Annotated in this window: 19 protein-coding genes and 1 tRNA gene; 13 read left to right on the top strand and 7 right to left on the bottom strand. The window is 67.5% G+C overall.

What is annotated here, in order from left to right:
• The first annotated feature begins 275 nt into the window (after positions 1–275).
• The 8 genes from TSB10P1A_RS19925 to TSB10P1A_RS19890 all read left to right on the top strand — a co-directional run bounded on the left by TSB10P1A_RS19925 (position 276) and on the right by TSB10P1A_RS19890 (position 10,801).
• Entirely contained in the window at positions 276–1,316 is a 1,041-nt protein-coding gene (locus TSB10P1A_RS19925) for a LysR family transcriptional regulator (protein ID WP_186389690.1), read from the top strand.
• Between the two features lie 363 nt (positions 1,317–1,679).
• Positions 1,680–3,353 carry a dihydroxy-acid dehydratase gene (ilvD, locus tag TSB10P1A_RS19920; RefSeq protein WP_186389689.1) on the top strand — a complete coding sequence of 558 codons (1,674 nt, stop codon included), beginning with the start codon at positions 1,680–1,682 and terminating at the stop codon, positions 3,351–3,353.
• 417 nt (positions 3,354–3,770) lie between these two features.
• Complete coding sequence (gene dctP / locus TSB10P1A_RS19915) at positions 3,771–4,943, top strand: TRAP transporter substrate-binding protein DctP (protein WP_186389688.1); 1,173 nt, start codon at positions 3,771–3,773, stop codon at positions 4,941–4,943.
• Positions 4,944–5,047: 104 nt separating this feature from the next.
• Complete coding sequence (locus TSB10P1A_RS19910; protein WP_186389687.1) at positions 5,048–5,764, top strand: TRAP transporter small permease; 717 nt, start codon at positions 5,048–5,050, stop codon at positions 5,762–5,764.
• Entirely contained in the window at positions 5,761–7,044 is a 1,284-nt protein-coding gene (locus TSB10P1A_RS19905) for a TRAP transporter large permease (RefSeq protein WP_186389686.1), read from the top strand. The genes TSB10P1A_RS19910 and TSB10P1A_RS19905 overlap by 4 nt, the downstream gene beginning before the upstream one ends.
• 38 nt (positions 7,045–7,082) lie before the next feature.
• Positions 7,083–7,760: a YggS family pyridoxal phosphate-dependent enzyme gene (locus tag TSB10P1A_RS19900; RefSeq protein ID WP_186389685.1), complete on the top strand. Its 678-nt coding sequence runs from the start codon at positions 7,083–7,085 to the stop codon at positions 7,758–7,760.
• Positions 7,761–7,808: 48 nt separating this feature from the next.
• The gene (locus TSB10P1A_RS19895) at positions 7,809–9,161 is read left to right on the top strand and encodes an SET domain-containing protein (protein WP_186389684.1); all 1,353 of its coding nucleotides are present in this window, start codon (positions 7,809–7,811) and stop codon (positions 9,159–9,161) included.
• 20 nt (positions 9,162–9,181) lie between these two features.
• Entirely contained in the window at positions 9,182–10,801 is a 1,620-nt protein-coding gene (locus tag TSB10P1A_RS19890; RefSeq protein ID WP_186389683.1) for an amino acid adenylation domain-containing protein, read from the top strand.
• A gap of 54 nt (positions 10,802–10,855) precedes the next feature.
• On the opposite strand, the gene TSB10P1A_RS19885 is transcribed toward TSB10P1A_RS19890, so the two are convergent.
• Together TSB10P1A_RS19885 and TSB10P1A_RS19880 are read right to left on the bottom strand one after the other, a co-directional pair.
• A tRNA-Cys gene (locus TSB10P1A_RS19885) sits at positions 10,856–10,929 on the bottom strand.
• A 146-nt stretch (positions 10,930–11,075) separates the two neighbouring features.
• The gene (locus tag TSB10P1A_RS19880; RefSeq protein WP_186389682.1) at positions 11,076–11,537 is read right to left on the bottom strand and encodes an Lrp/AsnC family transcriptional regulator; all 462 of its coding nucleotides are present in this window, start codon (positions 11,535–11,537) and stop codon (positions 11,076–11,078) included.
• Positions 11,538–11,672: 135 nt separating this feature from the next.
• Here TSB10P1A_RS19880 and TSB10P1A_RS19875 point away from each other — a divergent pair, with 135 nt between their 5' ends.
• The 5 genes from TSB10P1A_RS19875 to TSB10P1A_RS19855 are packed head-to-tail and all read left to right on the top strand — an operon-like array spanning position 11,673 to position 16,350.
• The gene (locus TSB10P1A_RS19875) at positions 11,673–12,842 is read left to right on the top strand and encodes an acetyl-CoA acetyltransferase (protein WP_186389681.1); all 1,170 of its coding nucleotides are present in this window, start codon (positions 11,673–11,675) and stop codon (positions 12,840–12,842) included.
• Positions 12,839–14,449 carry an acyl-CoA synthetase gene (locus TSB10P1A_RS19870; protein WP_186389680.1) on the top strand — a complete coding sequence of 537 codons (1,611 nt, stop codon included), beginning with the start codon at positions 12,839–12,841 and terminating at the stop codon, positions 14,447–14,449. Before TSB10P1A_RS19875 ends, TSB10P1A_RS19870 begins: the two co-directional genes overlap by 4 nt.
• On the top strand, positions 14,446–15,042 hold the full coding sequence (locus TSB10P1A_RS19865) for a DUF296 domain-containing protein (protein WP_186389679.1): 597 nt from the start codon (positions 14,446–14,448) through the stop codon (positions 15,040–15,042). Before TSB10P1A_RS19870 ends, TSB10P1A_RS19865 begins: the two co-directional genes overlap by 4 nt.
• Positions 15,039–15,566 carry a PPC domain-containing DNA-binding protein gene (locus tag TSB10P1A_RS19860; RefSeq protein ID WP_186389678.1) on the top strand — a complete coding sequence of 176 codons (528 nt, stop codon included), beginning with the start codon at positions 15,039–15,041 and terminating at the stop codon, positions 15,564–15,566. The genes TSB10P1A_RS19865 and TSB10P1A_RS19860 overlap by 4 nt, the downstream gene beginning before the upstream one ends.
• A 4-nt stretch (positions 15,567–15,570) precedes the next feature.
• Positions 15,571–16,350 (top strand): SDR family NAD(P)-dependent oxidoreductase, encoded by a 780-nt coding sequence (locus TSB10P1A_RS19855; RefSeq protein ID WP_186389677.1) that lies wholly within the window; start codon positions 15,571–15,573, stop codon positions 16,348–16,350.
• A 217-nt stretch (positions 16,351–16,567) separates the two neighbouring features.
• Here the strand turns inward: TSB10P1A_RS19855 and lpdA are convergent, their stop codons facing one another.
• The 5 genes from lpdA to TSB10P1A_RS19830 form a co-directional block, all read right to left on the bottom strand.
• Positions 16,568–17,956, bottom strand: coding sequence for a dihydrolipoyl dehydrogenase (gene lpdA / locus TSB10P1A_RS19850; protein WP_186389676.1), 1,389 nt, complete (start codon positions 17,954–17,956; stop codon positions 16,568–16,570).
• Positions 17,957–17,960: 4 nt separating this feature from the next.
• Positions 17,961–19,259 carry a dihydrolipoamide acetyltransferase family protein gene (locus tag TSB10P1A_RS19845; RefSeq protein ID WP_186389675.1) on the bottom strand — a complete coding sequence of 433 codons (1,299 nt, stop codon included), beginning with the start codon at positions 19,257–19,259 and terminating at the stop codon, positions 17,961–17,963.
• Positions 19,260–19,263: 4 nt separating this feature from the next.
• The gene (locus TSB10P1A_RS19840; RefSeq protein ID WP_186389674.1) at positions 19,264–20,277 is read right to left on the bottom strand and encodes an alpha-ketoacid dehydrogenase subunit beta; all 1,014 of its coding nucleotides are present in this window, start codon (positions 20,275–20,277) and stop codon (positions 19,264–19,266) included.
• 1 nt (position 20,278) lies between these two features.
• Entirely contained in the window at positions 20,279–21,511 is a 1,233-nt protein-coding gene (locus TSB10P1A_RS19835) for a 3-methyl-2-oxobutanoate dehydrogenase (2-methylpropanoyl-transferring) subunit alpha (protein ID WP_186389673.1), read from the bottom strand.
• A 61-nt stretch (positions 21,512–21,572) separates the two neighbouring features.
• The gene (locus tag TSB10P1A_RS19830; protein WP_186389672.1) at positions 21,573–22,724 is read right to left on the bottom strand and encodes an acyl-CoA dehydrogenase family protein; all 1,152 of its coding nucleotides are present in this window, start codon (positions 22,722–22,724) and stop codon (positions 21,573–21,575) included.
• Positions 22,725–22,791 lie beyond the last annotated feature (67 nt).

The following is a 22,791-nucleotide window of genomic DNA, read 5'->3' as shown; positions in this document are numbered from 1 at the left end:
GAGCGATTACCCGTATCTCAAGCTTAAGGTCGAGTTCTCGGTGGTACAGATATGAAATTCATATGTCATGGTGTCCTCCCGTTTCGGCCTTCTTGGCGACAAAAACTAGTTCCTTTATTGCACTATCGCGTAGGACGAGAAACTAATTTTAATTACAACCGAAATACAACTTTCCGTTCGTGTCGAGAAATATATATTTTTGCCATATAAAGGTTTGCGTTCGAATTTTTGGGGACAGCAAAAATCGGCCAATCCTAGGGAGCAGAAGGCAAGCAATGAATCTGAGAAGGCTCAAGTTCTTTGTAACGGTTGCGGAGGAGTTGCATTTCGGCAGGGCCGCGGAGCGGCTCTGTATGACGCAACCTCCGCTCAGTCAGGCCATTCTGGCGTTGGAGGAGGAATTGTCCGTCACGCTGTTCAAGCGGACGAAGCGGAACGTGGCGCTGACCCCGGTCGGCGAGCACCTTCTGTCGCATGTGAGCAAGCTGCTGCAGGAGGTGGAGGCCCTGCCGGCGCTGGCGCGTCAGCTCGCCCGCGGCGAGATCGGCTCGCTCAAGCTCGGCTTCGTGACGACCGCCGACTACAACCTGCTTCCCGAACTGATCAGCCTTTATGGCGCCACCTATCCGGAGGTGAAGGTGACGCTGAAGGAGATGACCAGCGACCTGCAGGTCGAGGCCCTGATGCAGGGCGAGATCAATGCCGGCCTGATCATCCCCATGCACCAGACCCTGCATGCCTCGCTGTCCTACCTGCCGCTGCTGCACGAGCCGCTGGTGGCGGCGGTGCCGGAGGAGTGGGTGCGGGCCGGGCGCGTGGAGATCGTCAGCGGCCGGCTGAAGATCGAGGATGTCGCCGAGGAGCCGCTGGTGCTGTTCCCGCGGCGCTCGGCCCCGGCCTTCCATGACATCATCACCACCTATTTCGCGTCCCATGGCATCGAGCCGGTGATCGGCCAGGAAGCCATCCAGATGCAGACCATCATCAGCCTGGTCTCGGCCGGGATGGGGTTCGCGCTGGTGCCCGGCTCGCTGCGCCGGCTGGGCCGCATGGGGGTGCGCTATGTCGGCCTGGAGGGCAAGCCGCCGGTGATCGAGACCGGCCTCGTCTGGCGCAAGGAGGACCCCTCGCCGACGGTGCTGCGCCTGGTCGAGATCGCCCGCGGCCTCGGCGAGCATGCCGGCGACGAGGACGGCGGGATCGGCCAGGGCCGGGGCGGGGGCGCTCCCGGTCTCGGCCTGCCCGAGGCGGCGATGGTGCAGGCCCGCCACGACCTCAACGGCCAGGGCCACGGTCACGCCGGCCGGATCGACTGAAGCGGCCGCCCTTTTGCAATTCGAACGCGCAAGCAGCACACGGGGGCGCCGGCTCGGGAGGGTCGGCGCCGCCGCTGTCGGCGGGGGCGGAACGCAGCGCGATTAGGTCGAAAAACGTCTTAATACCCTCTCAGAAATATATTTCTGAAATGAATGACGAGGCGATACCGTCGCCTGGAGGCTGATGGGCACACCTTATCCGGATGGGAAACAGCGTGGGATTTGAGGCGGTTGCGCCGATCTCCGGCACTGTTCCGGCAAGTCCGGCCGGACCGGCGGTGCGCATCTGGATCGGGAGCCGGCCCGCGGGAGGGCCGGGACGGCGGCGGACCGGCGCCGCGGGATGTCCAGGGAGGATTGCGGGTGGCATATAACGAGCGTTCGAAGACGATTTCGCAAGGGATCGAGCGTTCGCCGAACAGGGCCATGTTCTATGGCCTCGGCTATACCAAGGAAGATTTCGACAACCCGATGATCGGCATTGCCAACGGGCATTCGACGATCACGCCCTGCAATGCCGGCCTGCAGCCGCTTGCCGACGTGGCGGTGAAGGCGATCAAGGAGGCGGGCGCCAATCCGCAGCTCTTCGGCGTGCCCACCATTTCCGACGGCATGTCGATGGGCACCGAGGGCATGAAATACTCGCTGATCTCGCGCGAGGTGATCGCCGACTGTGTCGAGATGACGGTGCAGGGCCAGTGGATGGACGGCGTGCTGGTGATCGGCGGCTGCGACAAGAACAAGCCCGGCGGCATGATCGGCATCGTCCGCGCCAATGTGCCGGCGGTCTATGTCTATGGCGGCACGATCAAGCCGGGCAAGTGGAAGGGCCAGGACCTGTCGGTGATCTCCGCCTTCGAGGCGGTCGGCGCCATCAAGGCCGGCCGCATGAGCGAGGAGGATTTCGAGGGCATCGAGCGCAACGCCTGTCCGACCACCGGCGCCTGTGGCGGCATGTACACCGCCAACACCATGGCCTCGTCCTTCGAGGCGCTCGGCATGTCGCTGCTCTATTCCTCGACCATGGCCAATATCGACCAGGAGAAGTTCGAGTCCACCGCCGAGTCCGCCCGCGTCCTCGTCGAGGCGGTGAAGAAGGGGCTGAAGGCGCGCGACATCGTCACCCGCAAGAGCGTCGAGAACGCCATCACCCTGGTGATGGCAACCGGCGGCTCCACCAACGCGGTGCTGCATTACCTCGCCATCTGCCATGCCGCCGAGGTCGAGTGGACGCTCGACGATTTCGAGCGGGTGCGCCGCAAGGTGCCGGTGATTTGCGACCTGAAACCCTCGGGCAAATACATGGCGGTCGACCTGCACAAGGCCGGCGGCATTCCGCAAGTGCTGAAGATCCTGCTGAATGCCGGCCTGCTGCATGGCGACTGCATGACCGTCACCGGGCGCACGCTGGCCGAGGAACTGGCGCATGTGCCGGACGAGCCCTCCGCCGATCAGGACGTCATCCTGCCGATCGACAAGGCGCTCTATCGCGAGGGCCATCTGGCGGTGCTGCGCGGCAACCTTGCCGAGGGCGGGGCCGTTGCCAAGATCACCGGCCTGAAGTCGACCTCGATCACCGGCCCGGCCCGCGTCTTCGACGACGAGCAGTCGGCGATGGATGCGATCCTGTCCGACCGCATCCGCCCCGGCGACGTCCTGGTGCTGCGCTATCTCGGCCCGCGCGGCGGCCCGGGTATGCCGGAAATGCTGGCCCCGACCTCGGCGATCATCGGCCGTGGCCTTGGCGCCGAGGTCGGGCTGATCACCGACGGCCGCTTCTCGGGTGGCTCCTGGGGCATGCTGGTCGGCCATGTCACGCCGGAAGCCTATGAGGGCGGCACCATCGCCCTGGTGGAGGAGGGCGACACGATCACCATCGATGCCTCGCGCCACCTGCTGCAGCTGGAAGTGGCCGACGAGGAACTGGCCCGGCGCCGAGCCAACTGGCGCCAGCCGGAGCCGCGCTACCGCAGCGGCGTGCTCGGCAAGTTTGCCCAGCTCGCCCTGCCTGCCAACAAGGGCGCGGTGACGGGGTAGGGCGCCGCCGGCCCCGACCTCGGCCCGGCTTCCGCCCCAACCCAACCCAGCCCCAGCCCCCACCCCAGCCCCATGGGGGCCGCCCGTCCGGTTTCCGCACCCCGTTTTGATGGGAGGAGGGTGCAGGAGGCCGGACGGGCCGGTTTTCGCAGGCGCGGCGAGGCTGCCGGCGCCTGGAGAGAGTGCAGACCGGACGTCATGGACCGGACATCATGGACCGGACATCATGGACCGGACGCCGGAGACCGGACGTCGAGCCGGGGTCGCAAGGCCCCGGCCGCTGGCGTTGTCGCGCTGTCTTCCATTTACGTTACGACACTCACAAGAAATAGAAAAATAGAATTAGACCGGCAAAAGGCCGCTTCATATCCTCGCCTTACAATCGAATAGAATAATATTCGCTTGAGGAGGGGAATTATGTCGGTCGGAGACTGTTGTTGTTGCTTCCCACGTATAAGTAACAAGGGTACGGCGCAGGCAATTCGCAGCCGCGCGCAAGGCAGCTCGTCCGGCCGCGCCGGTCTGCGCGGACTGCTGCTGACCGGCGTCCTGGCGCTGGCGCTCGCGGCTGGCTGGACCAGCCCGGCCGAGGCCGCCCGCTACACCATGACCATCGCCCATCTCTATCCGGACGATCTCACCAACAACGAGACAGCGCCGGCCCTCAAGCATTTCGAGCAACTGGTGGAAAGCGCCACCAATGGCGACATCGACGTGCAGGTCTTCGGCAACGGCGCGCTCGGCGGCGAGGTCGAGGCGGCGCAGCAGACCCGCGCCGGCAAGACCATCCAGTCGGTCATGCTCGGCTCGGGCACGCAGGCCTCCTTCTACCGCAATTACGAGATGATCACCTCGCCGTTCCTGTTCCCGGACTACCGGACGGCCTGGACCTTCTTCGACAGCCCGTGGTTCGCCGAGTTCATGAAGCCGATGGTCAAGGAAAGCGGGCTGCGCTACCTCGGCACGCTCGACGACGGCGGCGGCTTCGTCGCCTTCGCCAACAACAAGCGGCTGATCACCAAGGTCGAGGACCTGCAGGGCCTGCGCATCCGCGTCGAGGAGAACCAGGCGCATATGACGATCATGCGCGCGCTCGGCGCCTCGCCGACGCCGCTGCCCTGGGGCGAGTTGCAGACCGGCCTTGCCACCGGCCTCGTCGACGGCCATTTCCATGCGCCGGGCGTCAACGACATCTTCAAGCTCTACGACGTGACCAATTTCACCACCTGGAGCGGCCACGTCTACAACACCATCACCTGGAGCGTCAGCGAGGCCTGGTTCTCGCAACTGCCCGAAGACTACCAGAGGATCATCGTCGCCGCCGCGCGCGAGGCGGTCGCCATGGCGCATGGCATCGCCGCGCAGATCACCGTCGTCGGCTGGGTCAACTCCTGCAAGAAGTTCGAGCAGTGCCACATCCTCTCCGATGCCGAGAAGCAGCGGATGCGGGAGATCGCGCAGCCGATCTATCGCGAGTGGCTGGTGAAGGAATTCGGCGAGAAGGCGGCGCTCTATGACGAGTTGCGCGCCGAGGTCGAGCGCATCCATGCCGACCTGAATCGCTCCGCGATCGAGATCTATCTCGACTGATCGAAAGGGCGGGGAGGCCGGGCGTGCCCGCGCATCCCCGCCCGTCGCGGCCGGCCACCGCCGCGCCGCGCCCGTTTCAGCCGAGCCGACCGGGAAGACACCCCATGAGCACGACTTCCACCCTTGGGCCGGGAGCGCTTGTCGGCGCCCTGCGCCGGGCCAGCGACGCGGTCAACCGTGCGACCATCGTCGTCTGCGCCCTGCTGCTCGCCGTGATGCTGGTCGTCTCGGCGGCGGGCATCGTGCTGGAGATGGGGCTGGCGCTGGCCCACCGGCTCGGCCAGGCCTCGCTGTTCGACAGCGGCCCGCTCGCCTTCGCCTATGCCAATACCCGACCCTCGCTGTTCCGCCTGTTCCTGCCCTGGCTCGGCATGCTCAGCATCACCGTCGCCTTCAAGTATGGCGAGCATATCGCCATCCTCGCGGTGGCGCGGATGCTGCCTCGCTGGGCCGCGCGGCTGGCGCAGGGCATCAACCTTGCCGCCATCGGCCTCTTCGCCCTGGCGCTGCTGTGGTACGGGTTCGGCTTCTTCCGCGAGGCGAGCAACCTCTACATCATCTCCTCCAGCCTGCAGGTGGCGCATCACTGGACGGCGGCCTCCGTGCCGGTGGCCGGCGCGATCCTGTGCCTGCACCTCGTCGACGGCATGGCCCTTTTGGAAGAGCGCGGTGCCATCGGCGCGGCGGCGGAGGAGGTCGAGGCCGCCGAGGCGGGGCTGGATTACGGCGACGGACCGGCCGAGGCGGGCATATCGCCGCCGAGCCTGGCGGAAGCGGCCGGACCGACGCCGGCGCGCCGCGTCGCGGAGGTCGCCGGATGAGCGCCTCTCTCGCCTTCGTCGTGCTGATGTTCATCGGCCTGCCGCTCGGCCTGGTGCTGACCGCGGCCGGCATGATCGGCGCCTATTCCATCGGCGGGGCGGATTTCCTCGGCATCCTTGCCGACCGCTTCTATTCCGGCGTCTCCGGCTACGTGCTGATCGCCGTGCCCTATTTCATCATCACCGCCGAGATCATGAACCGCGCCGGCTTGACCGAGCGGCTGATCGCCTTCGCCAGTTCGCTGTTCGGCCGGGTGCCCGGCGCGCTGTCGCATGTCAACGTCACCACCTGCCTGATGTTCGCCGGGCTGACCGGCGCGGCGGTGACCGAGACGGCGGCGATCGGGCGCACGCTGATCCCCTCCATGCGCAAGGAGGGCTACAGCGCCGCCTATTGCGCCGCCGTCACCGCCTGCTCGGCCATCGTCGGGCCGATCATCCCGCCCAGCATCATCATGATCGCCTATGCCGCCACCTTGCGCGACATCTCGATCCTCGGCCTGTTCGCCGCCGGCATCGTGCCGGGGCTGATGATGGGCCTCGCCATGCTGATCGTCAGCGGCATCATCTCGTGGAAGCGCGGCTATGCCAGCCATCAGCGGGTGATGCTCTCGGTGATCGTCTCGACCGGCATCAGCGCGCTCGCCGCCATGGGCATTCCGCTGGTCATTCTCGGCGGCGTGCTGACCGGCCTGACCACGGTGACCGAGGCCTCGGTGATCGCCTGCATCTATGCGCTCGCGCTCGGCGGCTTCGCCTATCGCCGGCTGACCCGGCAGGACCTGTGGGAGTCGCTGGTCTCCACCGTCAGCTTCAGCGGCGTGGTGTTCCTGCTGCTCGGCGCCTCCAATGTGCTCGGCTGGTTCGTCACCCGCTCCGGCATCGCCCGCCATGCGGCCGAGACCATCGCCACCATGAGCGACAACCCGGTGGTGCAGATCCTCGCGGTCGCAGCGCTGCTCGTCGTCATCGGCATGTTCATCGACGTGCTGCCGGCGATCATCATCGCCGTGCCGGTGCTCGCCCCGGCGCTGGTCGAGCTCGGCTTCCACCCGCTGCATGCGGGCATGGTGATGCTGCTGGCGCTGAACCTCGGCAACATCACCCCGCCTGTCGGCCTGACATTGATGACCGCCGCGCGAATAGCCAACGCCCCCTACGAGAGCGCGGTGCGCGAGTCGCTGCCCTTCGCCTTCGCCCATGTGGTGATCGTGGTGCTGTGCGCGCTGTTTCCCATCCTGACGCTGCTGGTGCCGCGCCTGTTCGGCGTGGGCGTGTGAGGCCTTCTTATCCACAACCGACACAGAGAGTGACGACCATGACCAAGGATCAATCGGTGGAGCGGCTGACGGCGGTCTTGCAGAAGATCGCGGCGGCGGAGGAAGTGCGCGAGGGCGATCCCGGCCCGGTGACGCTGGTCGCCGTCAGCAAGACCTTCGACGCGGAGGCGATCCGCCCGGTGATCGCTGCCGGGGCCCGGGTGTTCGGCGAGAACAAGGTGCAGGAGGCGCAGGAGAAATGGCCGGCGCTGAAGGCCGAATATCCCGATATCGAGCTGCGCCTGCTCGGGCCGCTGCAGTCCAACAAGGCGCGCGACGCGGTCGCCCTGTTCGACGTGATTGAGTCCGTCGACCGGGAGAAGATCGCCGCCGAGATTTCCCGCGAGATCGCCCGCCAGGGCCGCAGCCCGCGCCTCTATGTGCAGGTCAATACCGGGCGCGAGCCGCAGAAGGCCGGCATCGATCCGGATGAGGCCATCGCCTTCGTCGCGCGCTGCCGCGACGAGTATGGGCTGACCATCGAGGGGCTGATGTGCATTCCCCCCGCAGGCGAGGATCCCGCGCCGCATTTCGAGCTGCTGGCCGCGCTTGCCGACAAGGCCGGCCTTTCCCGCCGCTCCATGGGCATGTCGGGCGACTACGAGAAGGCGGTGATCTACGGCGCCACCAGCGTGCGCGTCGGCTCGGCCATCTTCGGCGCAAGGACGTATGCCTGATCGCCTATGCCTGACCCGGCTTTTCCTTTTCATTCAGGACGCTATTCGATGAACATCAACGCTCACCAGAAGCTGGACTACCGGATCACCCACCAGTTCGACGGACTGACCATTTCGGACGGCGAGTTCCAGCGCCTGCTCGACATCGCCAGTTGGAACGGCCATGTGCCGACCTTCACCCGGCGCGGCCGCGGCTCCTGGGAAAGCCTCAACGAGCCGATCGCGCTGAAGGACGATCCCACCGTCACCTTCCATGCGGCGAAGCTGAAGGGCGTCGGCCTGTGGAACCCGATCCTGCCGGGCGACGCGGAATATTCCAACAAGCTGCATGACGATGCCGGCAACGATCCGGTGCCGCCGCTGACCGACCTCCTGGAATATCTCGTCACCTATCCGCATTTCGGCATCTCGAACGAGGGCGAGTACAAATACGCCTACAGCTCGCCGAGCCCGATCGGCGGCATCGTCCACGAGCGGGCGCATCGCGAGTTCTGGTCGGCCGAGCGGCTGGTGCGCCACGGCGTGCCGACCATCGCGCCGCTGGCGGTGATCGAGTATGGCGGCAACCTGACCTTCCAGGGCCAGCCGATGGGCGCGGTGCTGACGCTGTCGCCCGGCGCCGCCGCCTATCGCATCTCGGAGATCCTGTTCGGCGCCGGCATGGCGCGCGGCAGCGACCCGGCCTTCGACGCCCATTACGACGACATCCGCGAAGCGCTCGGGATCGAGGGCGATCCGGACGACGAGCGCGTCCGCCTTGCCGTCATCTGCAAGCTCGCCCGCGAGGCCGGCAAGCTGCTGCACGATTTCTCGCTGGCCGAGCTCTACCGCTATTCCGGCGACTGGGGCAATTTCGTCTACTCGGTCGAGAGCAAGCGGCTGTTCCTGATCGACCTCGATTCCGTGCAGGACATCAACCACCTGCCGGAGGCGGCAAAGGCGATGCAGGCCTGGCGCGACCTCGCCAGCGCCATCTACCGGATGGTCGGCAAGCTCGGCTATCCGACCGCGCTCGGCAAGTACACGATTGACAACCTGATGGAGTTCGATCCGATCGCCGCGAAGATCGCCGGCTATTTCCCGGACGTGCCGGAGGCCGAGATCCGCGCCATCTCCCGCCGGATGTGGGGCTATTTCATCCCGCATCTGGCGCTGCTCACCAAGCACCGGGACGACATTCTCGGCGGCTGGGACGGCGACCGGCGCAAGTCCTACAAGATGGACCACGATCTCTTCTACATCCTGGCGCTGACCCTGCTGCGGCCGCTGTTCGAGCGCAGCGCCGTCGGGCGCAAGTATCCCAGCGACATCACCGACGACGAGATGTGGGGCAAGGCCGAGCGCTTCCTGGGCCCCCGCTTCCAGTATTTCGCCTGGCTGATGGGCCGCTACGACATTTAGAAAATCAGGAGACGACCACAATGGCGCGCATCATTCCGCGACTGCTCGAGGCTCTGGCGCGGCAGGCACCGGAGGCCGCCGCCATCGTCTTCGAGGGCACGACCTGGACGCGGGCGGAGCTGCAGGACTTTGCCGTCCGCATCGCCCGCGCCCTCCATGCCGGTGGCGTGCGCCGCGACGACCGGGTCGCGGTCTGGCTCGACAAGTCGCCGGAGGCGGTTGGCGCACTGCTCGGCGTGATGATGGCCGACGCGATCTGCGTGCCGCTCGACCCGACCGGGCCGGCGCCGCGGCTTGCCGGCATCCTGCAGGACTGCGAACCGTCGATGCTGATCTCCTCAGGGACCAAGGCCAAGCGGCTGGAGGCGCTGGCGGCGGAGGGGTGCGAACTGCCGCCGGTGCTGGTGACGGGCGGCGTGCCGCTCGTGCTCTCGGCGGAGGCGCGCGGCATCGCTTCGGTGATGCTGGAGCCGGAAGGCGAGGAAAGGGGCGAGGCGGCCGCGCCGCCGCCGTCGAAGATCATCGACGAGGACCTTGCCTATATCCTCTACACCTCCGGCTCGACCGGCCGCCCCAAGGGCGTGATGATCAGCCACCGCGCCATCGTCGCCTTTTCCGACTGGGCGGGGGCGTATTTCGAGCTTCAGGCACAGGACCGGGTCGCCTCGCATTCGCCGCTGCATTTCGACCTGTCGCTGTTCGACGTGTGGACGGCGCTGGCGCATGGCGCCTGCGTGCATCTGGTGCCGCAGGGCCTGTCCTTCATGGCGACGGATCTGGTGCGCTTCATCGCCGAAAGCCGCGTGACCGTATGGCAGTCCGTCCCGTCCGTGCTGCGGATGATCGCCCGCCAGCTCGGCGATCCGGGTCCGGAATTCGACCAGTTGCGGCTGATCTTCTTTGCCGGCGAACCCTATCCGCCGGCGGAACTGCGCGATCTCATGTCCCGCCTGCCGAAGGCGCGCTATCACAACATCTATGGCGCGACGGAGATCAACGACGTCACCTGCCACGCGCTGACCGGCCTGCCGGGCGACGGTCCGCTGCCCATCGGCGTGCCTTGCGCCCATATGGATGTGCTGGTGCTGGGCGAGGCCGGCGAGGTGCTGTCGGAGGAGGGCGCCGTCGGCGAGCTCTGCGCCCGTGGACCGACGCTGGCGAAGGGCTATTGGGGCGATCCGGCGATGACGGCGGCGAAGTTCGTCCAGGACCCGCGCCACGACCTCTATCCCGATCCGATCTACCGCACCGGCGATCTGGTGCGCATCGGCGAGGGCGGCACGCTGCACTATGTCGGTCGCCGCGACTCCCAGGTGAAGATCCGCGGTTTCCGCGTCAATATCGGCGAGGTCGAGGAGGCCTTGCTGCGCCACGACGCCATCAGCGAGGTCGCGGTGATCGACGAACTCGACGCGGAAGGCACCCGCACGCTGACCGCCTGTTTCATCGCGGAGCGCGAGGCGCCGGACGCGCGCGCGCTGAAGCGGCACTGCCTCGCCTTGCTGCCCAACTACATGGTGCCGGAGCGCTTCGTGCCAGTCGACCTGCTGCCGCGCACCTCGACCGGCAAGATCGACCGCCAGGCCCTGCGCCGGCGGCAGGAGGACGCCTGCGAGGAGCGCACGCCGCAGCCCGCCTGAGCCGGGATCATCGCAGGGAGAGCTGTGCAAGGAGATCGTTGCAAGGGAAGGGAGTGGAGGCCTCGCCTGGAGTCGAACCAGGATTTAGGGAGTTGCAATCCCTTGCGTCGCCATTCCGCCACGAGGCCGCAGGTGTTCCGGAGCGTGTTTCGCTGCACCGTTCCTGTAGAGAGACCTTATTGCCCTGCTGTTCAGAGTTCAATTATAATAATGATATCAATATATATAATATTAAAAGTGGCTAATCGGGCGTTCGGGGCCCGATATTCGGCAGTCATATTGGCAGATGCGTGGTGTATTTGGTTTCTTCCAGGATCACCGTACTCTGGATTTCGTGCAGGCCCGGCAGCATCACCAGTTTTTCGCGCAACAGGGTCTGGAAGTGATCCATGTCCCGCACCACGACGCGCAGGTTGAAGTCGAACTCGCCGAGCATCAGTTGCACCACCTGGATTTCCGGGATCTTCAGCGCCGCTTCCTGGAACACCGAGATCGACTGGCGCCCGTGGCCGGACAGCTTGATCCGCACCAGGATGGTGGCGTCGAAACCGAGCTTGCGGCGGTCGAGGATGATCGAGCGGCCGAGGATGACCTTGTCCTCGATCATCCGGTTGATGCGGCGCGAGCAGGGCGACTGCGACAGGCCGACTCGCTCGGCCACTTCGGTCACCGAGAGGGAGCCGTCCTGCTGCAGCACGCGGAGGATCTTCAGATCGGTATCGTCGAGCGGCTGCATGGTTCAGCTCCGGCTGCGCGACAGGGCGCGAGTTTCATGCGCGATAGTCTATTCGGGCGGCTCAAAAAGACAAGATCAGCCGGAATTCCGGCTCTATAGTGAAGATGCTGGTGAAATGTCGCAGGGAGGAGCGCGATGGCAGCCTGCATGATCGGCTGGGCCCATTCCAGGTTCGGCAAATCGGATGCGGCAGGGGCGGAGGAGCTGATTGCCGAAGTCGTCGGCGACTGTCTCCGGCATGCTGATGTCGGTCCCTCGGAGATCGACGCGATCTTCCTCGGCACCTTCAACAATGGCTTTGCGAAACAGGATTTCCAGGCCTCGCTGGTCGCCCTCGCGGTGCCGGAGCTGCGCTTCACCCCGGCAACGCGGGTGGAAAACGCCTGCGCCACCGGCTCGGCCGCGATCCATGCCGGCCTCCGCCAGATCGAGAGCGGCCGCGCCCGCCGCGTGCTGGTCGTCGGCGTCGAGAAGATGACCGCGACGCCGACGCCCGAGGTCGGCGACATCCTGCTCGGCGCCTCCTATCGCAAGGAGGAGGCGGAGGTGGAGGGCGGCTTTGCCGGCGTCTTCGCCAACATCGCCCAGGCCTATTTCCAGGCCCATGGCGACCGGCGCGCCAGCCTTGCCCGGATCGCCGCCAAGAACCACGCCAACGGCATGGCCAATCCTTACGCCCATATGCGCAAGCCGTTCGACTTCGACTTCTGCAACGAGGTCTCGGAGAAGAACCCGATCGTCGCCGGCCCGCTGCGCCGCACCGACTGTTCGCTCATCTCCGACGGGGCGGCGGCGATGGTGATCGCCGACACCGACACCGCGCTGACCACCGCCCCGCGCGCGGTGTATTTCCGCGCCGCCGAGCATGTGAACGACTTCCTGCCGCTCAGCCGCCGCTCGAAGACATCCTTCGAAGGCGCTGCACGGGCTTGGAATTCCGCCTATGAGCGGGCCAAGGTCGGCGTCGCCGATCTCTCCTTCGTCGAGACCCATGACTGTTTCACCATCGCCGAACTGCTGGAATATGAGGCGATGGGTCTGGCGCGCGAGGGCGAGGGCCACCGGATCATCGACGAGGGCATTTCCGCCTTCGGCGGCCGCCTGCCGGTGAACCCCTCCGGCGGGCTGAAGTCGAAGGGCCATCCGATCGGCGCCACCGGCGTCTCGCAGCATGTGATGGCGGCGATGCAGCTTTGCGGCGAGGCCGGCGACATGCAGCTTCCCCGCGCGGAGCTTGCCGGCGTCTTCAACATGGGCGGCGCCGCCGTCGCCAACTATGTCTCGATCCTGGAGCGGCTGAAATGAGGGTGGAAGGCGCCGAGCGCATGTCCAACCGGGTGATGAACCTCGGCGACCTGCTCACCGAGGCCGCCCGCCGCCATCCGGAGCGGCTGGCGGTGGTGCATGGCGAGCGCAGCGTGACCTGGGCGCAGATGAATGCCCGCGTCGATGCCTTCGCCCGTGCGCTTGCCGGGCTCGGCCTCGGCTTCGGCGACAAGGTCATCGTCCAGTCGCGCAACTCGGTCGAGATGTTCGAGACGATGTTCGCGGTGTTCAAGCTCGGCGCCGTCTGGGTGCCGACGAATTTCCGCATTCTGCCGGACGACGTCGCCCATATCGCCAGTTCCTCGCAGGCGAAAGCCATCATCTACGAGCCGGAATTCGCCGCCCATGCCGATGCGGCGCGGGACGCCGGGGCGCGGATCGTCATCTGCATCGGCGAGGGGCGCGACGGCGAGCATGTCCATGCCGATCTGGTGGCGGCGGGGCGCGGCGCGCCCTTGCGGGCAGCGCCCGTCGAGCGGGATGATCCCTGCTGGTTCTTCTTCACCTCCGGCAGCACCGGCAAGCCGAAAGCGGCGGTGCTCGCCCACGGGCAGATGGCTTTCGTCATCACCAATCATCTCGCCGACCTGATGCCGGGCACCACCTCGGAGGATGCCTCGCTGGTCGTCGCGCCGCTGTCGCATGGCGCCGGCATTCACCAGCTCATCCAGGTGGCGCGCTGCGTCACCACCGTGCTGACCGCCTCGCGCAGCCTCGATGCCGACGAGGCGTTCCGCCTGATCGAGCGCCACCGCGTCTCCAACATGTTCACCGTGCCGAGCATCCTGACCGCGCTGGTCAGCGACCCGGCGGTGGACCGCTACGACCACTCCTCGCTGCGCCATGTCATCTATGCCGGCGCGCCGATGCTGCGCGAGCACCAGAAGACGGCCCTGCGCAAGCTCGGCCGCTGCCTGGTGCAGTATTTCGGCCTTGGCGAGGTGACCGGCAACATCACCGTGCTGCCGCCGCATCTGCACGACCCGGAAGATGGGCCGGGCGTGCGCGTCGGCACCTGCGGCTATGCCCGCACCGGCATGCAGATCGAGATCCAGGACATGGACGGCAAACCGCTGCCGCCGCTGGAAAACGGCGAGATCTGCGTCATCGGCCCGGCGGTGTTCAACGGTTACTACCGCAACGAGAAGGCCAATGCGGAGGCCTTCCGCGACGGCTGGTTCCGCACCGGCGACATCGGCCATTTCGACGAGAACGGCTTCCTGTTCATCACCGGGCGCGCCTCGGACATGTTCATCTCCGGCGGCTCCAACATCTATCCGCTGGAGATCGAGGAAAAGCTGGTCGCCCATCCGGCCATCGCCGAGGCCTGCGTCGTCGGCATGCCGGACGAGAAATGGGGCGAGGTCGGCGTTGCCGCCATCGTGCTGCAGCCGGGCGCCGAGATCACGCCGGAGCAGCTCAAGGCCGATCTTGCGACCCGCATCGCCGGCTACAAGATCCCCAAGCGCTTCGTCGTCTTCGACGCGCTGCCGCGCTCCGGCTACGGCAAGATCACCAAGAAGACCGTGCGCGAGCTGCTGGAAAGCCGACTTGCCGAAGCGCCGGTTCTGGAGGGGGCGAGGTGAGGGCGCCCGCCGGTCTTGCTCCTGGACTTACCCGGGGCCTTCCCGCCGCCGCGCGCCTGCTGCGCCAGCCGGGGCCGGTGGCGCGGGAACGGATCACCCTCGGCCGCGATGCCAGGCAGGGCGCGCGCTCCAGTCTGGTGCGCCTTGCCCCCGGCGCGCCGCTGGTCGAGGCGTTCGTGGCGGCGATGCGCGCGGCAACCGGCGGGGAGTGGCGGCCGGCCGCCTTCGAGCTGCTGTCGGGGGCGCTGGAGCCCTGCATCTACTGCCTTGCCGCACCCGATCCCGGCGGCGCGCGGGTGGTGACCTACACGCCGATGCGGGACGCCGGCACTGTTCGCCTCTTCGGCGGGGCGGCGACGCTGGGCATTGGCGCCGACGGCGCGCCGCTGCTGCATTGCCATGCCTGGTTCGCCGAACCGCATGAGGGCCGGGTGTTCGGCGGCCATCTCGACACGGCCGCCAGCCGCATCGGCGGCGAGGGCGTTCGGGTCCGCATGACGGTGTTCGACGGGTTCGACATCCGCCAGCTTCCCGACGCGGAGACCAACCACACCCTGTTCCGGCCGCTGGATCGTTCAGGAGGGGGACAATGAGCGCAGAGGTGATGCTTGTCAGCGGCCGCACCGGCCGCACGGTCTATGCCCGCGTCCACCCCAACGAGGATCTCGTCCAGGCGGTCGAGAAGATCTGCCTCAGCGAGGGGCTCGCCCATTGTTTCCTGCGCGCCGGGCTCGGCAGTCTGACCGATGCCTGCGTCGCCTTTTCCTCCGGCCATATCAAGGTGGTGCGCGGCCCGGCGGTGGAGGTGATCGGCATGAGCGGCATGGTCGAGGCGGATGCGGACGGCACGCCGGTCGCGGTGCTGCACGGCGTGCTTGCCGAGCCGAACGGCGCGATCAGCGGCGGCCGCTTCGTCTCCGGCCACAATCCGGTCTGCGTGACCTTCGAACTGGTGCTGGAAGAGTGGCTGCCGGACGGCGCACGGTCCTGTCATCCTGGCGAAACGGAACTGGCGGACACAGTCTTGGCGAGAACGGTGGCGGCCGGCGAGGCGCAGGCCGCCCGCATGGGGGCCGAACGTATGGGGGGCGAACGCATGGGGAACTGGGAGACATGAGCGTATGACACTTGCAATCCGGTCGCTGGAGGACCGCTGCTATATCGTCACCGGCGGGGCGTCCGGCATCGGCCTTGCGACCGCCCGCTGGCTGCTGGCCCGCGGCGCGGAAGTGGCGCTGCTCGACATGTCGCGCGAGGCGCTCGACAAGGCGATCGCCGACCTCTCCGCCGAGTTCGCGGGCGCGTCCGACCGCCTGTTCGGCGCCCGCGCCGATATCCGCGACGAGGGCAGTTTGCAACTCGCCTTCGAGGGCATCCAGGAGCGCTTCGGCCGACCGCTCGCCGGCCTGGTCAATTCCGCCGGCATCGCCCGCGCGGTGCCCTTCCGCGAGACCGATGCGGAGCTGATGCGCACCGTGCTCGACGTCAACGTGGTCGGGACCTTCCTCGCCGTGCGTGCCTTCGTGGCGGCCGAGCGCGAGCCGGATGCCGCCGTCGTCAACATCGCCTCCGTGTCGGGCCTGATCGGCAATTCGCTGCGCACCGCCTATGGCGCCTCCAAGGGCGCGGTGGTGACGATGACCAAGGTGATGGCTGGTGAGCTCGCCCCGCTCGGCATTCGCGTCAACGCGGTCGCGCCGGGGCCGATCAGCACGCCGCTGCTCGACGGGCTGCACAGCGATGCCGCCCGCAACGCCTGGATCAGCCGCATCCCGCAGCGCCGCTACGGCGCGCCGGAAGAGGTGGCCGAGGCCATCGGCTTCATGCTGTCGCCGGCCGCCAGCTTCGTCACCGGCGAGATTCTGGTGGTCGATGGAGGGTTTCTGTCGGCCGGTATTTAGACCGCCGGCACACGAGCTCCCCCGCCGGACCGGCAAGATGCGGGCCGGCGGATCGCGACGAGCCGGGAGGGGCGTCACGGAACCGCGCCGCAGGTTCCGCCGCTCCGTCCGTCCCGCCGCAGAAAAGGCCCGCGTCCCGAGAGGGGCGCGGGCCATTTTCGTATCCGCAAGGACGAAGCCGGAGAAGGGGCGTCCTACCGGACAGCCCGCCGCCTCGTCAGATGTGCAGCGCGTGGCCGAGCGCGGCGAGGCAGGCTTCCTGCAGGCCCTCGCTCTGGGTCGGGTGGGCGTGGATCACCGCGCCGATATCGTCGATCCGCGCGCCCATCTCGATGGCGATGGAGAACGCCGCAGAGAGTTCCGAAACGCCGCGGCCGACCGCCTGCAACCCGAGGATCAGCCCGTCCTCCTTGCGCGCGACGACGCGCACGAAGCCGTCCTCGGCCTCCATCGTCATGGCGCGGCCATTGGCGGCGAAGGGGAACTGCCCCGTCGTCACCGCCCCACCCTGTGCCTTCGCCTCGTCTGGCGACAGGCCGCAGGTGACGATCTCCGGATCGGTGAAGCACACCGCCGGGATGCAGCGCTTGTCCCAGCTGCGCGTGTGGCCGGCGATGATCTCGGCCACCATCTCGCCCTGCGCCATGGCGCGATGCGCGAGCATCGGCTCGCCGGTGACGTCGCCGACGGCGAAGACGCCCTGCATCGAGGTGCGGCAGCGGTCGTCGACGCGCAGGAACGGCCCGTCGGTGGCCAGCCCCAGGCTGGCGATGTTGGCGCTGTCGGAGCGCGGACGGCGGCCGACGGTGACCAGCACCTTGTCGGCGGCGATCTCGCGCTCACTGCCCTCGGCGGTCTCAACCAGCAGCCCCTTGTCGCCGAGCCCCTTCGCCTTGGTCGCCAGCATCACCTCGATGCCGAGCGCCTGCAGCGACTTGAGGACGGGGCGGGTGAGGGCGCTGTCGTATTGCGGCAGGATCCGCTCGGCCGCCTCCACCACGGTGACCTTGGCGCCGAGCTTGGCGAAGGCCGTGCCGATCTCCAGGCCGATATAGCCGCCGCCGACGACGCAGAGCCTCTCCGGCACAGCGCGCAGCGACAGCGCCTCGCTGGAGCCTATCACCTTGCCGCCGAACGGCAGGAACGGCAGTTCCACCGGCGCCGAGCCGGTGGCGATCACCACCTGTTCGGCGCGGATCTGCACGGAAGTGTCGCCGGTCGTCACCTTGACGGTCTTGCCGTCCTGGAAGGTCGCCTTGCCGGCGAAGAGCCGCACGCCGGACTTTTTCAAGAGGCCGGCGACGCCGGCATTCAGCCGGGCGACGATGCCGTTCTTCCAGTCGATGGTGGCGGACAGGTCGATCTGCGGCGAAGCCACCGTGATGCCGAGCGGCGAGCTGCCGCCGAACTGCGACAGCTTGTGGAACTCCTCGGCCGCATGGATCAAGGCCTTGGAGGGGATGCAGCCGACATTGAGGCAGGTGCCGCCGGGCTTCTGCTCGTCGACGATGACGGTGTCGATGCCGAGCTGGCCGGCGCGGATGCCGCAGACATAGCCGCCGGGACCGGCGCCGATGATCAGCAGCTTGCAGGTCATGTCGCTCATGGGCTCAGTCCTCGACGAACATCAGGGCAGGGGTTTCCAGCAGCGACTTCAGCTTCTGGACGAAGACGGCGGCGTCCCAGCCGTCGATCACGCGGTGATCGAAGGAGCAGGAGATGTTCATCACCTTGCGCGGCTGGAACTCCTTGCCGTCCCACAACGGGCGCACCGCCATCTTGTTGATGCCGACGATCGCCACCTCCGGGTGGTTGATGATCGGCGTCGTGGCGATGGCGCCGAGCGGCCCGAGCGAGGTGATGGTGATGGTCGAGCCGGACAGCTCCTCCCGGCTCGCCTTGCCCTCGCGCGCGGCCTCGGCAAGGCGCACCACTTCGGCGGCGCAGTCCCAGACCGAGCGCGCCTCCGTGTGGCGGGCGACCGGCACGGTCAGCCCCGCCGGGGTCTGCGTCGCGATGCCGATATGCACGGCGTCGTACTGGCGCACCACGCCGGCCTCGTCGTCATAGAGCGCGTTCATCTCCGGCTGCTCGCGCACCGCCATGACGATGGCGCGCATGACGAAGGGCAAGAGGGTCAGCTTGCCGCGGCCCGCCGCATGCACGGCGTTGAGCTGGCCGCGCAGCTCCTCCACGGCGGTGACGTCGACTTCCTCGACGATGGTGATATGCGGGATGCGCGACTTCGACAGCGCCATCTTCTCGGCGATGCGCCGGCGCATGCCGACCACCTTGATATCGCGGGTGCCGAGCGCCGGCATGCGCCCGCTCTGGCGCGCGGTCGGTGGCCCGTGCTCGATATAGGCGTCGAGATCTTCGTGCAGGATGCGGCCCGCCGGGCCCGATCCGCCGACCATGCGCAGGTCGATGCCGGCGTCCTGGGCGCGCCGGCGCACGGCCGGCGAGGCGAGCGGCTTCTCGCCGGCGGCAAGCGGACGATGCGCGGCCGCCGGCCGGCCCGCCTGAGACTGGGACTGCGATTGGGGCTGGGCCTTGGCTTCGGATTTTTCCTTGGCCGGCGCAGGCTTTTCCGGGGCGGGCGCCTTGTCCTCGGTCTTCGCCTCCGCCGCCTTGGGCGCCTCGGTCGCGGCGGCGTCGTTGCCCTCGCCCTCGACCTCGATCTGGATGAACTTGGCGCCGATGGCGATCACGTCGCCCGGTTCGCCGCACAGCCACACGACCTTGCCGGCGACGGTGGAGGGGATCTCGACCGCCGCCTTGTCGGTCATCACGGTGCCGAGCACGTCCTCGTCCTGCACCTCGTCGCCGATGGCGACGTTCCACTCGGTCAGTTCCGCCTCGGCGATGCCTTCGCCGATATCGGGAAGGGTGATGGTGAAGATACCCATGGACTCAGCCCTCCAGAACCTGCGCGAAGGCGCGCTTGATCCGCTCGGGACCCGGGAAATAGGTCCACTCCTGCGCATGCGGATAGGGCGTGTCCCAGCCCGTCACGCGGACGATCGGCGCCTCCAGATGATAGAAACAGCTCTCCTGCACCACCGCGCTCAGTTCGGCGCCGAAGCCGGAGGTCTTGGTCGCCTCGTGGATGATGACGCAGCGCCCGGTCTTCTTTACCGAGGCCTCGATGGTCTCCAGATCCAGCGGCAGCAGCGTGCGCAGGTCGATGATTTCCGCGTCGACGCCCGCTTCCTCCGCCGCCGCCTGCGCGACGAAGACCATGGTGCCATAGGCCAGCACGGTCAGCGCCGAGCCTTCCCGGCGGATCTTCGCCTTGCCCAGCGGCACGGTGAAATAATCCTCGCTGACATCGCCGAGCTCGTGGTTCTTCCACGAGACGACCGGCCGGTCGTGATGGCCGTCGAAGGGGCCGTTATAGAGCCGCTTCGGCTCCAGGAAGATCACCGGATCCGGATCCTCGATGGCGGCGAGCAGCAGGCCCTTGGCGTCGCGCGGGTTGGACGGCACCACCACCTTGAGGCCGGCGACATGGGTGAACAGCGCCTCCGGGCTCTGGCTGTGGGTCTGGCCGCCGAAGATGCCGCCGCCCGTCGGCATGCGGATCACCATCGGGCAGGTGAACTGCCCGGCGGAGCGGTGGCGCATGCGCGCCGCCTCGCTGACGATCTGGTCATAGGCCGGGTACATGTAGTCGGCGAACTGGATCTCGACGACCGGCTTCAGGCCATAGGCGCACATGCCGACGGCGGCGCCGACGATGCCGTTCTCGCTGATCGGCGCGTCGAAGCAGCGGTTGCTGCCGTATTTCTTCTGCAGGCCGGCGGTGCAGCGGAACACGCCGCCGAAATAGCCGACATCCTCGCCGAACACGACGACCCGCTTGTCCCGCTCCATCGCGAGATCGTGGGCGTTGCGGATCGCCTCGATCATGGTCATCCGTGCCATGTCAGAACCCCGCTTCCTGGCGCTGGCGCTGGAGATGCGGCGGCATCTCCGCGTAGACATCGTCGAACATCGCCCGCGGCGAGGGCTTGCGCCCGGAAATCAGCGTGCCGTTGGCCTCCGCCTGTTTCTGGCAGGCGCGCACCTCGTCGGTGATCTCGGCCAGCGCCTGGGTGTGGCGCTCCTCCGACCACTCGCCGATGGTGACGAGGTGCCGCTTCAAGCGGTCGATCGGCTCGCCCAGCGGCCAGGCGCTGAACTCCTCCTTCGAGCGATAGGCGGAGGGATCGTCCGAGGTCGAGTGCCCGCCGGCGCGATAGGTGACATGCTCGATCAAGGTCGGGCCGAGGCCCGAGCGGGCCCGCTCCGCCGCCCAGCTCGCCACCGCATGGACGGCGAGATAGTCGTTGCCGTCGACCCGGATCGAGGGGATGCCGAAGCCGTGGCCGCGCGCGGCGAAGGTGACGGCGCCGCCCCGCGCCATCCCCTGAAAGGTGGAGATCGCCCACTGGTTGTTGACGATGTTGAGGATCACCGGCGCCTTGTAGCTGGAGGCGAAGACCATCGCGGCGTGGAAATCGCTCTCCGAGGTCGAGCCGTCGCCGATCCAGCCGGCGGCGATCCGCGTGTCGTTGGAAATCGCCGAGGCCATCGCCCAGCCGACCGCCTGGATGAACTGGGTGCCGAGATTGCCCGAGATGGTGAAGAAGCCGTGGTCGCGCGCCGAATACATCACCGGCAGTTGGCGCCCCTTCAGCGGATCGGCGGCGTTGGAGTAGATCTGGTTCATCATGTCGGTCATCGGATAGCCGCCGGCGATCAGCAGCCCCGCCTGCCGGTAGGTGGGGAAGTGCATGTCGCCGTCTTCCAGCGCCATGCGGAAGGCGCAGGAGACCGCTTCCTCGCCCAGATGCTGCATGTAGAAGCTGGTCTTGCCCTGGCGCTGCGCCTTCAGCATCCGCTCGTCGAACTGGCGCAGCGTCATCATGTGGCGCAGGCCCTTGCGCAGCGCCTCGGCGTCCAGCAGCCCGGCCCAGGGGCCGACCGCCTCGCCGGCCTTGTTCAGCACGCGCACGACGGAGAAGGCCATGTCGCGCATGTCCTCCGGCGCCTCATCGATGGCCGGGCGGCGCACCGCGCCGGCGCGCGGGATCTCGAAATCGGAAAAGTCCGGCGTGTCGCCCGGCCGGCAGCCGGGCTCGGGGACATGCAGGGACAGCGGTCGTGGAGCGGTCATGGAAACTCCTTCGTCGACAGTAGCAATTCCGGTCGGCGCGCCCGGCGCACCGAGGAGCAATTCAGGAACGGTCGCGCTCGGCCAGCATGGCACGGGCGACGATCACGCGCATGATCTCGTTGGTGCCTTCCAGGATCTGGTGCACGCGCAGGTCGCGGACGATCTTCTCGATGCCGTAATCCTCGAGATAGCCGTAGCCGCCGAGCATCTGCAGCGCGTCGTTGGCGACGCGGAACGCGGTATCGGTGACGAAGCGCTTGGCCATGGCGCAATATTTGGTCGCGTCGCCCGCGCCCTCATCCAGCTTCCACGCCGCCTGGCGCAGGAAGACGCGCGCGGCCTGCAACTCGGTCTCCATGTCGGCGAGGCGGAACTGCAGTCCCTGGAACTGGTCGATGGTCTTGCCGAAGGCCTTGCGCTCGCCCATGTAGCGGGTCGCCGCGGTCAGCGCCCCTTGCGCGCCGCCAAGCGCGCAGGCGGCGATGTTGAGCCGGCCGCCGTCGAGGCCCTTCATCGCATAGGCGAAGCCCTTGCCTTCCTCGCCGAGCAGGTTTTCCGCCGGCACCGCGCAGTCGTCGAACTGCACCTGGGCGGTCGGCTGCGCCTTCCAGCCCATCTTGTGCTCCGCCGCGCCGAAGGAGAGGCCTTCGCTGCCATCCTCGACCACCAGCGTCGAGATGCCCTTCGGCCCGTCCTCGCCGGTCCGGCACATCACCACATAGACGTCGGAATAGCCGCCGCCGGAGATGAAGGCCTTGCTGCCGTTCAGCACATAGCCCTCGTTCGTGCGCGCCGCGCGGGTGCGCAGCGCCGCCGCGTCCGAGCCCGAGCCCGGCTCGGTCAGGCAGTAGGAGGCGATGCTCTCCATCGTCGAGAGCGGGGCGAGGTAGCGCGCGCGCAACGCCTCGCTGCCGTAGGCGGCGATCATGCCGGCGCACATGTTGTGGATCGAGATGAAGGCGGCGACGGAGGGGCAGGCCTCGGCCAGCGCCTCGAAGACCAGCGTCGCGTCGAGCCGGGTCAATCCGGTGCCGCCATACTCCTCCGGCACATAGATCGCGCCGAAGCCGAGTTCGCCCGCCTGGCGCAGCATCTCGCGGGGAATGGTGCCGGCCTTTTCCCAGGCATAGGCATTGGGCGCGATGGCCTGCCGGCCAAAGTCGCGGGCCATGTCGAAAATGAGGGTCTGTTCCTCTGACAGCGCGAAATCCATGGGTGGCGCCTCCCCGCCTGCAATGCTCACCGGCGTCTCGCTGCCCTCGTGGCGGGGCGCGTTCGAC

The sequence above is a fragment of the Stappia sp. TSB10P1A genome (assembly GCF_900185725.1).
Lineage (GTDB): Bacteria > Pseudomonadota > Alphaproteobacteria > Rhizobiales > Stappiaceae > Stappia.
The sequence above is the reverse complement of the archived record's forward strand: the minus strand, read 5'-3'. Positions and strand labels throughout refer to the sequence as shown.